General features: G+C 61.6%; 11 protein-coding genes and 4 pseudogenes. 8 read left to right on the top strand and 7 right to left on the bottom strand.

The features are described from left to right. A partial coding sequence (locus IYW40_RS04565) for an outer membrane beta-barrel protein (RefSeq protein ID WP_196399583.1) occupies positions 1-1,155 on the top strand: 1,155 nt, incomplete at its 5' end. Positions 1,156-1,220: 65 nt separating this feature from the next. Beyond that, complete coding sequence (locus IYW40_RS04570; RefSeq protein ID WP_196399584.1) at positions 1,221-3,029, top strand: hypothetical protein; 1,809 nt, start codon at positions 1,221-1,223, stop codon at positions 3,027-3,029. A gap of 254 nt (positions 3,030-3,283) precedes the next feature. Here IYW40_RS04570 and IYW40_RS04575 read toward each other — a convergent pair whose 3' ends face one another. Next, the gene (locus IYW40_RS04575; protein ID WP_196399585.1) at positions 3,284-3,595 is read right to left on the bottom strand and encodes a hypothetical protein; all 312 of its coding nucleotides are present in this window, start codon (positions 3,593-3,595) and stop codon (positions 3,284-3,286) included. Further along, positions 3,586-4,323 (bottom strand): hypothetical protein, encoded by a 738-nt coding sequence (locus IYW40_RS04580; protein ID WP_196399586.1) that lies wholly within the window; start codon positions 4,321-4,323, stop codon positions 3,586-3,588. Before IYW40_RS04580 ends, IYW40_RS04575 begins: the two co-directional genes overlap by 10 nt. A gap of 22 nt (positions 4,324-4,345) precedes the next feature. On the opposite strand from IYW40_RS04580, the gene IYW40_RS04585 reads away from it, so the two are divergent. The 4 genes and pseudogenes from IYW40_RS04585 (at position 4,346) to IYW40_RS21650 (ending at position 6,976) form a co-directional block, all read left to right on the top strand. Next, positions 4,346-4,717, top strand: coding sequence for a transposase (locus IYW40_RS04585; RefSeq protein WP_196399587.1), 372 nt, complete (start codon positions 4,346-4,348; stop codon positions 4,715-4,717). Then, complete coding sequence (gene tnpB / locus IYW40_RS04590; protein ID WP_196399588.1) at positions 4,714-4,983, top strand: IS66 family insertion sequence element accessory protein TnpB; 270 nt, start codon at positions 4,714-4,716, stop codon at positions 4,981-4,983. Before IYW40_RS04585 ends, tnpB begins: the two co-directional genes overlap by 4 nt. A 153-nt stretch (positions 4,984-5,136) precedes the next feature. Then, a pseudogene (locus IYW40_RS04595) lies at positions 5,137-6,704 on the top strand (IS66 family transposase); the annotation flags it as partial. Positions 6,705-6,742: 38 nt separating this feature from the next. Continuing rightward, positions 6,743-6,976, top strand: a complete 234-nt coding sequence (locus tag IYW40_RS21650; RefSeq protein WP_246720640.1) for a hypothetical protein — start codon at positions 6,743-6,745, stop codon at positions 6,974-6,976. A gap of 39 nt (positions 6,977-7,015) precedes the next feature. Here IYW40_RS21650 and IYW40_RS04600 read toward each other — a convergent pair whose 3' ends face one another. The 4 genes and pseudogenes from IYW40_RS04600 to IYW40_RS04615 form a co-directional block, all read right to left on the bottom strand. After that, positions 7,016-7,684 carry a caspase family protein gene (locus IYW40_RS04600; protein WP_196399589.1) on the bottom strand — a complete coding sequence of 223 codons (669 nt, stop codon included), beginning with the start codon at positions 7,682-7,684 and terminating at the stop codon, positions 7,016-7,018. Between the two features lie 553 nt (positions 7,685-8,237). Continuing rightward, positions 8,238-9,068 (bottom strand): lytic transglycosylase domain-containing protein, encoded by an 831-nt coding sequence (locus IYW40_RS04605; RefSeq protein ID WP_348644229.1) that lies wholly within the window; start codon positions 9,066-9,068, stop codon positions 8,238-8,240. Positions 9,069-9,073: 5 nt separating this feature from the next. Beyond that, positions 9,074-9,574 carry a S26 family signal peptidase gene (locus IYW40_RS04610; RefSeq protein WP_196399591.1) on the bottom strand — a complete coding sequence of 167 codons (501 nt, stop codon included), beginning with the start codon at positions 9,572-9,574 and terminating at the stop codon, positions 9,074-9,076. Beyond that, positions 9,571-10,036 (bottom strand): annotated as a pseudogene (locus tag IYW40_RS04615) (DUF2840 domain-containing protein). The gene IYW40_RS04610 and the pseudogene IYW40_RS04615 overlap by 4 nt, the downstream one beginning before the upstream one ends. A gap of 372 nt (positions 10,037-10,408) precedes the next feature. Here IYW40_RS04615 and IYW40_RS21655 point away from each other — a divergent pair. Further along, positions 10,409-10,843: pseudogene (locus IYW40_RS21655) on the top strand (transposase); the annotation flags it as partial. 45 nt (positions 10,844-10,888) lie between these two features. Here IYW40_RS21655 and IYW40_RS21660 read toward each other — a convergent pair. Further along, positions 10,889-11,140, bottom strand: a pseudogene (locus tag IYW40_RS21660) (DUF932 domain-containing protein); the annotation flags it as partial. Between the two features lie 442 nt (positions 11,141-11,582). Here IYW40_RS21660 and IYW40_RS04625 point away from each other — a divergent pair. Then, complete coding sequence (locus IYW40_RS04625) at positions 11,583-12,863, top strand: site-specific integrase (RefSeq protein ID WP_196399593.1); 1,281 nt, start codon at positions 11,583-11,585, stop codon at positions 12,861-12,863. The last annotated feature ends 119 nt before the right edge of the window (positions 12,864-12,982 follow it).

Consider the following 12,982-nt stretch of genomic DNA (forward strand, 5'->3'; position numbering starts at 1 on the left):
GGCGGCGGCGGCCGCTACGCCGACACGCGTGTGGGCTGGACGGCCGGCGGCGGCGGCGAGTGGATGTTTGCGCCGAACTGGAGTCTGAAGGCGGAGGCTCTGTACTATGACCTCGGCTCCGCGAGCTTCGCGTCGGGCGTGATGGGAGCCGTGGATCCGGACGGCACGAATCTGGCTGTCGGCGCCGCCCCAGGCGCCCTCCTCTTCGCCAACAGCTTGGCGACGCGGGTGAGATACGACGGCGTCATCGCGCGCGTCGGCGTCAACTATCACTTTAACGGGTGGACGGCCGCTGCGCCCGCAGTTGCGTTCGCGCCGCCGATCTGGACCGGCTTTTACGCGGGCTTGAATGCTGGCTACGGTTGGGGAACGTCGAATGCGGTTACGACAGGAGCCGCGCCTGTCTACGACACTCTCGCGAGCGATCCCTTCTGGGGAACCCCGGTCGGCTACACTGCGGCGGCCAACGCCGGCGTTGCGACCGTCAATCAGTCAGGCTTCATCGGCGGCGGCCAGATCGGCTATAATTATCAGTGGGGCCCGAGCGTCGTAGCGGGATTGGAGGCCGACATTCAAGGCTCGGCAATCCGGGGGACGGGCGGTCAGCTCGGGATTGTGCAGTTTGGGCCCGATCTCTCCGGACTCAACAACCTGGCCACCGGCGGGGGCGTCGTCACGGCCGGAGTTGACTGGCTCGGCACTGTTCGTGGCCGTCTCGGCTATCTGGTGACGCCGAGCCTGCTGGCCTATGGGACGGGCGGTCTCGCTTATGGCGGCGTCCATGCGAACGCCGCACACTCGCTCGCCTTCTCCGACAACCTTCCGACTATTTTTCCGACCTTCGGCGGCGGCGGCCGCTACGCCGACACGCGTGTGGGCTGGACGGCCGGCGGCGGCGGCGAGTGGATGTTCACGCCGAACGCGAGCCTGAAGGTCGAGGCTCTGTATTATGACCTCGGCTCCGCGAGCTTCGCGTCGGGCGTGATGGGAGCCGTGGATCCGGACGGCACGAATCTGGCTGTCGGCGCCGCCCCAGGCGCCCTCCTCTTCGCCAACAGCTTGGCGACGCGGGTGAGATACGACGGCGTCATCGCGCGCGTCGGCGTCAACTACCACTTCGATTGGGGCGTGGCCGCCGTTATCGCCAGGTTTTGACCGTCACGCAAAGCGCCCGTCCGCCGGACGGGAATTCTGATTGACCAGAAATTGGAGAAGCTCTCATGAGGTCCATTCGCCAAAGGTCGGCGCGCGCCGTTCTTTTTCCCTCGCTCCTCTCGCCCTTGTTTCTAGGCGCATTCACCTACGCCGCCGAAGCGACGCCTGCCGCCTGTCCGTCGCCGGCGCCGACCAAAACAATTAGAATTGTCAATAACACGGACAGCACTCTCCAACTGTTCATACAATCCCCGATTTTCGCAAATAAGAAGCAAACCGAGGCTGACTTATGGATGCAGGCCCAATGCGGGGTGGACGATTGGGTAAACATCGGGTCGCCAACCGTTCCACTTTGGAATTCGAGCAGAAACTTCAAAACAACCAGACTTTACCGAGCGTATATCGAAATCAACAACGCCAGCAAGGGAATCCCGCCGAAGGGGGCAGGAAGAAGAGATCCCTACTATGTTGAGGTCACTGTTCCCTTTTATTCCCAGCTCAAGCAGATTTCAGCCGGCAGACTGGGACTAGATCCCGATCAGTACATCGACTGGTGGAACGCCAATCGCATGTATATCTTCGATACCGCCGCAGCCTATAATTCGGCGAAATGGACAAACAACTTGGATGTTCCCACGCCGCAGCCGGGAGGAGGACTTCCTCAGCCCGATGTCACAACTGTCGGCACGAACCTTTTCAAGTGTGTTTCCTCGGACAATGCCCCGTGCTCCGTCGTCCTGAAGGAAGCGGCGATAAATCCGCCGGATGGAATTCCGTTCCAGCTGCAGGAATACACCATGGGATCGGCGCTGGGGCCGCCGCTCAATAACAAGCTGAGTCCGCCAACGCGCACGAATATGGAGAACCAGTGGGTAAACTACAATGTTTCCTCTCTAGACTCTGTCTTCCTGTCAGTCGCGATGGGTCCGGTCGGCAGAAACGCCCCCGAATTCGTCGGCTCGGCGATGACGGTCCGGGATTTGAGAACGAAGCTGGGCGTGTATTCAAGCAATGGCGCCGGCTGGCCGTTCTTCGTGCCCACGTATTTCGATAGCGTAGAGCACGTAGGATTTCCGTCGAGCGTCTCTCGTGCGTGCTCGGTCAGCGTTCCCTTCACCTCATCCTACAATTTTCCTGCGTACCAACTGCCGAAAATTCCCGGCACGTATAATTTGCTGACGGAATCGTATCAGGGCGCTCCAGGCGCGGACGGCGCAAACCCACCGATACCGCCGATCTTGAGCTCCAATCCTTCTAACTGGGCAACGGTTTATAAGGATCACAAATGTAGCCCGCCCACTGTGCCGCCGTACGTGGATCCGCCTGCTTTGGGAAGCACAGGGAAAAAAGTAGTGGACTTGTGGGATCTCTGTCTGAAACCGAGCCCGTTGGACAACAGTCAGACCTGTGTTCGCATAAGAGCCTTGAGAGACTTGTTCCTCGCCAGCTACACGGCAAATTGTAGTGGTAAGGGCGATGTTCCCACTTGGCAGTTGGCGCGCGCAGTTTATGGCTGGGTCCCGGTCGACTACAAAGGCTGTACGGGAAAAGATCTTGTGCTTCAGCCGAATTTCGCGACGCGCCAGCGCGAATATTGCGAGCTGCAATACAACTACTTGGATCCGACAATCAAAGCCAACCCGAAGTACCTGTTCAATCCCTATACCGCCTTTATCCATAGCCCTGCGAGCTCTGGCGGGCTCGAGTCGAGCGCATATGCGTTTTCCATAGACGACGCGCTGTCGTTCAAGCATGTGGTGTCGACCGGCGTGATCATTGCGGTCGGAGGCTCCGCCGGCTTGGTCAATCAGACCGGTCAGAAAATTCCGACGACCATCACGGAGGCCCTCACACACTGCAGACAGGACCATTAAGCGGTTTCTTGTTTGAGTGAACGGAAGGATGAACGAAGCCGCCTCGCGGCGGCAGCAGCTAGGTCGCGCGAAAATGGTCTCCTGTCTGAGAGGATTCGGGTGTCGCCACCCGCCTTCAGACAGGAGATTCCAGATGGCTGAGCTGAGCCCTCTGCGTCGTCGCATGAGCGGCCCGTTAAATTGACTGGGGCGCTACGCTACCTTGAGGAGCGGCGGAGCCGGCTTGAACAGCCAATCCAAGCGCGATTTGAAGATTAGAGCGCGTTTGTGATTTTCCGATTCTGAAGGGATTCCCGAATCGGCTCGAGCATGAATCCTTCGTCGCGATAGCGATGGAGGCGAAAATGGCGCGGGCCTACAGCCAGGATTTGCGTGATCGCGCGATTGACGCCGCGTTGGCGGGTTTGCCTGCGCGCCATGCCGCGGCGCGGTTTGGGATAGGTGACCTGCCCCTGAACTTTCATCCAGTGGCGACTAGAGTCACGGTGTTTGATAGTAAGCGTGATCGGACGACCGCGGATCAGTTGAGGCCGCAACATTTTTTGTATTTTTTGCCTTATCCGCATGGGCACGGATCGTTGCGGCCGGCTTTTCCGAAGGAGTTGGATTGGGTCGGCGGCGTGACGCTTATTCCTTTGCCTAGATCGTGATCTTCTACGCGCCATTCGTTGAGCGTCAGGACGAAAGGGCCGATAAGTTCATGGGCGGTGGACTCGAGCGCGTCATATTCGAGTTTGGAGAAGCGCGCATCGCGTCGTGCGACATCGGCGAGGGTAAGCAGGCCCGAGATGGCTTTGGGATCGGCGCCACAAACCTTCGTCCAGTTGGGCTGCACCGCAATCAGATTAGCTGCAATCGGACCTTGAGACTGCTTTGTTAACGGCACAGGTGGGGCAACGGGCGTCGCGGCCATGCTTTGCTCTTGCAGCAATCTATCTCGCCGCCGCCGGACAATGTCAGCCAAGGGACCACGTGGATAAGTAAGAAGAAACGCGCTTAGAATCTCCACCGTGTTTCGCTGCATCGCCACTTCGAAATCGGCTTGTTGTTGTGCACCTTCTAAAGAAACCATGGCTGAAACATCGGGCGCTAGCGCCAGCGTCCCACCGCCTAGCGCGCCGTAATGGAACGGCTCCTGTTTCCCGCCGGTCGCCCTCAACACTTCGTCATGCACTTCACCGAGCGCGATGCGAATTTCAAGGTATCGGTATCCCTCCGTCGAGGGCCGCCTGGCGTTGATCCGGGTTTTCGAGATAGCTGCCTGACGGTGGCGCGATGATCGTGTCCATTTCAATTACAAGCGGACACTATCGCCGATGTCGAGCAACAATGACGATCCGGCGGCGCTCAGGCGCAAGCGTCGATCATGGGCTCTGGAGGAGAAGCGCCGAATCATCGACGAGAGCCTTGAGGATGGGGCTTTGATCGCCGAAGTCGCGCGACGGTACGACCTCAACGCCAACCAGCTCTTCACCTGGCGGCGGCAGTTTGGCGTCGAGCCGACCGCGCTGCAGGAACTCGCGCCGATTCTGCCCGTGACGATCACGCCGGACACGCCGACGGAATATTCCGCTCCAGGGTCGACCGGCCAGATGGAGATCGTGCTCGCCGAGGGGGATCGGATCATCGTGTGGTCCGATGTCAAAACAGCAGCGCTGTCGCGGGTCGTGAAGGCGCTGCGGCGATGATCCCGCTGCCAGCGGCGGGCTGCCGGGTCTGGATCGCGACCGGCCACACCGACATGCGACGCGGCATGCATGGTCTTGCCCTTCAGGTGCAAGAGCAGTTGAAGCGCGACCCGCATGCGGGCGATCTCTACATCTTCCGCGGGCGCCGCGGCGATCTCGCCAAAATCCTCTGGCATGACGGGATCGGCCTGTCGCTCTACGCCAAGCGCCTCGACCGCGGAAAGTTCATCTGGCCTGCGGCGAGCGCGGGCGCGGTGTCGATCTAGGCCGGGCAGATGGCCTATATGCTCGAGGGGATCGACTGGCGAAATCCGCAACTCACCTACAGGCCGCAAAGCGCGGGGTGAGGCGCGAGAAATCCGGGGACGGGGGCATTTTGGGGCGCCTCGAATCGCTGGATTCGTGATTCACTTCAGGTCATGGACGCCGCCGCTCTTGTCGATGAAAACGCCGCGCTGAAGGCGGAACTCGCCGTCGCGCGGGCGAAGGCGTCGGAAGACATGGCGCTGATCGCCGCGCAAGAGCTCCAGATCGCCAAATTGCAGCGCCAGATCTACGGGCAGAAGTCGGAGCGGTCGGCGAGGCTGCTCGATCAGTTGTCGCTCGAACTCGAAGAGCTGGAAACGAGCGCGACGGAAGACGAACTCGCCGCGGAGCGCGCTGTCGCCAAAACGACGACGGTCGCTGACTTCGAGCGCAAGCGGTAGGAGCGCGACACCTTCCCCGACCATCTGCCGCGCGAGCGCGTCGTGATCGAGGCGCCGAAAGCCTGCGCCTGCTGCGGTGGTTCGCGCCTGCGCAAGCTCGGCGAGGATGTAACGCGGACGCTGGAGACGACACCGCGCCAGTGGAAAGTCATCGAGACCGTGCGGGAGAAGTTACTTGCCGCGACTGCGAGAAGATCACGCAGGCGCCAGCGCCATTCCATGTCGTCGCGCGCGGCTGGGCGGGTCCGAGCCTGCTAGCGATGATCGTGTTCGAGAAGTTCGGCCAGCATCAGCCGCTGAACCGGCAGGCCGAGCGCCATGCGCTCGAGGGAGCGCCGATCGCGCTGTCGACCATGGCCGACGCAGTCGGCTCCGTCTGTGCGGCGCTCGAGCCGCTGCGGCGTCTCGTCGAGGCGCATATCCTCGCTGCCGAACGGCTGCATGGGGATGACACTACGGTTCCCGTCTTGGCGAAGGGCAAGACGGACACGGGCCGGTGCTGGGTCTATGTCCGCGACGACGCGCCCTTCGGCGGCGCCGGGCCGCCGGCGGCGATGTTCTATTACTCGCGCGATCGGCGCGGCGAACATCCGCAGGGCCATCTGGCGGGATACTCGGGCATCCTGCAAGCGGACGCCTATGACGGCTACAACCGGCTGTATCTGGCGGGGCGTGTGCCCGGCCCGATCCACGAGGCGGCGTGCTGGAGCCATGCGCGACGGCCCTTCTTCGTCATGGCCGACATCGAGGCGAACGCGCGTCGCAAGGCAGCCGGGAAGAAGGAAATGCCCCTCTCGCCAATCGCTATGGGAATCGTGCGTCGCATCGACGTGCTGTTCGCCATCGAGAGATCGATCAACGGCAAGAGCCCCGAGGAACGGCTTGCTGTTCGTCGTAACGAGAGCCGGCCGCTGGTCGACGCGCTCCGGACTTACATGCGAGAGCAAGTCGCGAAACTCTCACGCGGACACGACCTCGCCAAAGCGATGCAATACATGCTGAAGCGCTGGCCAGCCTTCACACTGTTCCTCGAAGACGGGCGCGTTTGCCTCTCCAATAATGCCGCCGAGCGTGGGCTCCGCGGAATTGCGCTTGGTCGGAAGTGCTGGTTGTTCTGCGGTTCAGATCGCGGGGGCCAGCGTGCGGCCGCCATGTACAGCCTCATCGTCACGGCGAAGATGAATGGCGTCGATCCGCAGACCTGGCTCGCCGACGTCCTCTCGCGTATCGCCGCGCATCCCGCTCACCGGCTGGACGAGTTGCTGCCGTGGAACTGGCGATTGGCGGCTCCGCGTGCGTCGGCGCTGGCGGCCTCAGCATGCACGTCAACAAGGTCTCTCATGTCTCGACCGTCGAGCGCGTCGCCGCACGCCTCGGTGAAAGCGTCGACTTCATTCACGATGTCGCTCTCGAAATGGATACGGAGGACGGCGTCGTCTGGGTCTATGGCGTCGGGGACGACGGTGTTCTCGCATTCACCGACTTCGGCATCGAAACTCTCGTCGAGCTCATCGAAATCCACAAAGACTTGAAGTCCCGCCCCGGCGTCTGACGTAGCGCGAGATCATCCCCTGCGGCCCACGCCGGATGCTTACATATCAAGGCCGGGCTTAGTCAGATGATGGAGCAGGGCCGTGGTGAACGGACTGTTGCGCGCGTCGCCGTCCGCCGCGATGGCGCCCGCCCGCGCCGCATAGGCTACCAGCGTGTTGCTTGTCTGCGGCTCCGGCGGCGCGAGGCCGCGTCCCACCGACCGAGACACGCTCGTCAGCTTCATGCGTGCGGCGAAGGGATTCTCGCGGCAGGCGTCAAGGATCACCAGTTTGAGTCGTTTCACCCGATCCAACAATTGCAGTACGCGGTCGAGATCGATCGCTTCGTCCTGCACGTCGAGATCAGTCCTCAACGCAGCGTCCACCGGCATGAGATAATTGCGACCGCCGATCTCGACGCCATGGCCGGCGAAGAACACGACAGCAATGTCGGCCTCGGCCGCTTTGTCGGCGAAGGCCCGCAAGACCCGGCGCATCGCCGCGACGCCGACATCGGTTTCGACCTTCACGTCGTCGAAGCCGGCGGCGCGGAACAGTCCGGCTATGGCCTCGGCGTCGCGTGGTGGATTGGGCAAGCCGGCGACGGATTGGTAGGCGCCGTTGCCGATGACCAGTGCTACGCGTTTTTCGGCGAGGGCGGGAGCGGACGCAAAAACTAGCGCCAGAGACGCCATAATGATATGCGGGAAAAATCGGCAAGAAGGCATCGTCTCAGCTCCTACTGTGGTTTTGCTGCCTCTCCCCCGTTCATAAGGAAGCTTACGCTTCCCGGTGCGGTTTTCGATCAAAGCGCATCGCTTATGTCACGTTACACCCTCTCGCTCATATGTGGAACGGTCCTCTTTGCAAGGCGCATTTCGCTTCCGGCCCCAGCAGGCACAGTGCGGTCAAATGTCCGGCCTCGTCGACGCGCCGCTCTGACCGCCGGCAATGATGACATCCGCCTCACAACCCGCGCGCCTGCATCGACTTTGGCGAATGCGTCCAGGACGGACGCGTAGATCGTCGCCGCTATCGCTCACGACGCCTTCGCCTTCGCGCTAGTGCCATCGAATGTGATGGGATGCCGAGAGATCGCTGCTTTGACGGCACCTCGCCCATCCGACCGGCACGCGCGAAAGCCCTGCGCAGCAAGGGCTCGCACGGCGGCAGTGCCGAGCCTTGTATCTTGCCATAGGTCGGTCGCTCGCGCTCCCTCCGCGACGCTCGCGCATAAAGGCGCGAGAGGCTGCGCTAACGTACGATAGAGTGAGAAAGCGGTCATCGAGCGCTGCGACCAACAAAAATGTCTGCCGGTGGACGTTGTATCGCGCGCAAACTTGCAATCGAGCGCACGTCCGAAAGCAAAATTCGCGCAAATATCGTGTCCTCGCGCTGCGCCGGGAAAAGAGGATGGGGGACGGCTTTCCCGCTTTTTGACTCGCCGTTCGCGACGCCATCTTCAGTAATCTCGCCCGTGGGGTTCGGTTCGGTTAGAGCGACGAAGATTGATGATTTACTGATGCCAGGGAAGGCTGAGATTTGCGTCGCCGGAAGCCGTTCGAGTCCGAGTTTCGACGCGAGTTCCGCAACGTAATCCGTGGTCTCGGCGGGCAACTGGCTTCCACGCAAATATTGTTCATAGCGCTGTGGACCGGCATTATAGGCGGCGAGAAAACCGCCTTCGCCATAACGCTCGAACATCTTGGATAGATAGGCCGCGCCCGCTAAAATGTTGTCGCCTGGATTGAATGGATCTGGTCCAAGAGCGTGCTTGAGGCGTAACTCATCGTATGTCGCTGGCATGATCTGCATCAGACCGATTGCGCCCTTTCCGGAAACGGCACATGCGTCGTCATGACTTTCAGCGCGCATTACGGCGCGAATCCATTGAGGCGGGATATTGAAGCGGCGTGACGCCTCGTCAGTCGCACTGGCGATGGCTTCCGCCGATGTCTCAATCGAATCTCGCGCGCATTTGGCGATCTCGGCGGCGCGCGCCTTCGAAGGGGAAGTCGCGGCAAATGTTGTCACATAGGCGAGCATAGCCGCCCGAATCGCCAATCGCCGGCAACGTCTTCTGGAGAGCGCTCGAATTTTCTTTGGCGCCATTCGCGTCACTCCCACGTCCAAAGTGGGACTGCGCGTCCAATCAATTCTTCGGAAGGAATGGTCCCGAAGTATCGTCCGTCGAGCGACGAGGGTTCATCCCAGTTGAGGAGAAAGACCTGGCCTGAAGCCACCGAAAGGCAGCCGCTCCAAGTAGGCAGCGGTCGCCCGACGTGGTCGCGTTCCTGCGCCGTCGCCATGGCAATTCCGTCGACGGTCACGGTGCGCCCGTTGCGGCAGACTCGCTGGCCGGGCAATGCGGCGACGCGCTTGATCAGCAGCACGCCATGGGCGAGGTAATGACGCTCAGCAAGCCAACCTTGTAGGGCTTCCGGCGGTCGCGCGACGACAAGATCGGTGACGGCGAGTTTGCCTATAGGCTGCACGGAATAGAGACCTATGGGGACGCTGGCCGAGGCGTTCCAAACCAGCAGCGGATCGGGCTTCGTCACGAATGTTGATGCGACGGCGCAGCTTGCGAGCAGGGTGAGAACGACGGGTCTGATCACTTGGAATTGACCCTCGCGCGCAGGAGCCAGGCTTGATAGCGTTCTCGCGTATAGGGCCGCGGCGGCAGGCCTGCAGCCAGTCGATTGTGGATATGTCGCCAATGATCCGGGCAGATATCTTGCGACGCAAAGCCAAGCGACTCGACGGAATCGATGGCGCGCAGAACCCGCTGAACTTTGTCCCAGCCTGCCGCTCGCAGAAGAATTTCAGCGCCGGGCTTGACGGCGGGGACAATGGAATAGGGCTCGATCGATCTGCAGGCGCGCAGAATATCGATGCGCGAAACAAGCGTCCCGTAACCGTTCGACGCCCAGCGGACGAATGCGAAAATCGATCCCGGCGCGAAGTAAGCGATGCGTCGCCGACGGTCGAGCGTGCGTTCATTCACGGGCGCGCCGAAACGAATCCAGCGCTCGATCTTGCCTTTGAAAATAGAGCTCCACTTCGGTGAGCGGGGTCATGGCGCCTCGGCAAGGTGCAGAACTCTCCGAGTTACTTGCGACGTATGGATCGACGATGGAGCGAGTTCTCTCGATGGGCCGCTTTTGCGCAGGCGCGCGGTCTCGGACCGTGGCCTTGGGACGCCGACAAATGACGACGAACGCGGATCGACGGCTCTGCCCGTCACCTCTTTCCGGCAAAGCTTTGCCGCGATCATCCACATGGTGGATTGCGGCGTGGTCCGTTAGAATGAATCCGAAGGATTCAATGTTAGCCGGGGTAATGACGTATGGACGTCCGGCGGCCGTGTTGTTGTGGGGATGATGCCTTCGTGAGGCGATTCGGTTTTGGCGCGCGAAATGCGCCTCGACGATCGACGAAGGAGGCGAGAGATGGAATTTTACGTAGGTCTCGACGTGTCGCTCGAGGCGACGAGCGTATGCGTGGTGAACGGCGAGGGAACGGTCGTTCGGGAGGCGAAGCTGCCGAGCGATCCGGACGCGATCGAATTGTTCCTCGCCGAATGGGGCGTGCGTCTCAAGCGCGTCGGTCTGGAGGCGTTTTCGTTCAGCGCCTGGCTGTTCGCCGCGCTTGACGAGAAGGGTCTGCCGGTGGTGTGCGTCGAAACGCGCCACGCCAAGGCGGCGATGAGCGCCATGCTGAACAAGACCGACCGCAACGACGCGCGCGGGCTGGCGCAGATGATGCGCGCCGGCTGGTTCCGTGCCGTGCATGTCAAGTCGCGCGAGGCGCAGGCGCTGCGCATGCTGCTCGCCGGCCGCAAGGCGATGCTCGGCCAGGCGATCGATCTGGAGAATATGATCCGCGGGCTGTTGCGGCCATTCGGTTTGAAGGTCGGGCAGGTCGCGGAAGAGCGCAAGCTTATCGGAATCGTCGCGTCTGGCTTCGACGCGGATCGCAGCGCTATCTACCGTGCGCGTTCGGCTGCGCTCGGTCCGGCCGTGCACGGCCGCGAACAGCTCCGACAGCGACAGATACCGCTCATCCGCGAGCCGCGAGAACCATTCAGAGGACACGCGTCCAATCCGCGCGCCGCGGCTCGCATCCACCTTGTAGCCGCCGTCGTGTCCACGCGCGTCGTCCAGAAATTCCACCTGAGTCATGGTCCGTCTCCATGACGGGCGCCGGGAAACTCTCTCCCGGTCCTCAACCCGTCATGGAAACCCGACCCCGCTCTCACTCTCGTGCCTCGCGGGCTCACCTGTTGAGGTATGCGGCGCCGACGGGAGGCGAGCATCCCCAAAAAAATTCAGCGCAATCGGTTGGTCACCATATGGTCACCAAGCCGAACTGCGAGCCAATTGTGAAGGCTCTATATCTTTGATTTAATTGGTGGGCGCACAAGGGCTCGAACCTTGGACCCGCTGATTAAGAGTCGCCCGCCATGCTGCGACACCTCCCGACAGCGCCCGACACCAACCCGCCGGCAATCCCTGCATTTCTCTTGTATTTCTCCAAATGATGGCGACATTAAAGGACAGGGCGCGACACGGACAGACAGCCGCAAACGCCCACCTCTGCCGCCCACTTTTGGAGCTGCCGATTATGGGAAAGCCGCTCACCACGAAAGCCGTTCTGGCGCTAAAGCCGCGCATCAAGCCCTACGAGATTCGCGATCCCGGCATCACCGGCGCCTACGTCGTCGTGAGCCCTAGCGGCGCGTTCAGCTATGTGCTGCGCTACAGGTTCGCAGGCGCCAAGAAAAAGCTGACCATCGGGCGGTTCGATCCGGCGACCGGGCTTGCCGACGTCCGCGCCCGCGCGCATGCGGCGCTCGCCGACCTAGCCAAGGCGCGCCGCGACCCGTCCGCCATCGATCCCGCCAGCGCCAAGACGCAAGCCCGCCGCGAGGCGCGAGAAGCCGCGCGGACGGCAAAGCGCGAGGCGGAGCAGGGGCGTCATGACGAGGTTGGGCATGTCGTCGCGCTGTTCGCGAAACGCCACCTCTCCGGTCTGCGCACGGGCGCTGCCGTGGCGCGCGTGTTGGAGCGGGAAGTCGCCGGACGCTGGAAGGGTAAGCGCCTTGGCGAGATTTCCCGCGCTGACATTCACGACATGCTCGACACGGTCGGCGACCGGGCGCCAGTTCAAGCCGCCCGACTGAAGGCTTATTTATCGAAGCTGTTCAAATGGGCGCGCTCGCGCGGCATGGTCGAGCACAATCCGGTCGAAGAAATCGATCGTCCGAACGTTGAACGGACGCGCGATCGTGTTCTTGACGACGCCGAACTGCGATTGGTCTGGAAAGCCGCCGGCAGCTTCGGCTTCCCGTTCGGCCCGATCACGCAAATGCTGATTTTGAGCGGGCAGCGTCTTGGTGAAGTCGCCGGCATGCGCTGGAGCGAACTCGACTTCGACAAGAAGGTCTGGCGCCTGCCGGCGGAGCGCGTCAAAAACAACCGCGCGCACGAAATCCCGCTGACGGCGCAGATGCTGGCGATTCTCGACGCGCTGCCGCGCATCGCCAATCGCGATCTCGTCTTCTCGACGACCGGCGCGACGCCAGTCAGCGGCTTCAGCCGGTTCAAAAAGAATCTCGATAGCGCCGTCGCTCGCCTTAACGACGGCAAGCCGCTGGCGCCGTGGCGCTTGCACGACATTCGACGCACATGCGCTTCCGGCATGGCGGCGCTCGACGTCAATTTGCCGGTCATCGAAAAAATCCTAAACCACGTCAGCGGATCGTTCGGCGGCATCGTCGGCGTTTATCAGCGGCACAGCTTCGCCGATGAAAAACGCGAGGCGCTCAATCGATGGAACGCCCATATCGAGCGGATCGTTTCCGGCGCGAACGAAAAGAAAATCATCGACTTCCCAAAGCGTTAAAAATCGAACCGCGTCTTGCTGAAGCCCGAACGCTCCGCTTAGCGATAAGAGCCTGTCAGACTTTGCGACAAAACGCTTTCACCGTTTGCAACAAGTGCGCGCATTATTTAGTAACAAGA

The sequence above is a fragment of the Methylocystis sp. H4A genome, assembly GCF_015709545.1.
GTDB lineage: Bacteria > Pseudomonadota > Alphaproteobacteria > Rhizobiales > Beijerinckiaceae > Methylocystis > Methylocystis silviterrae.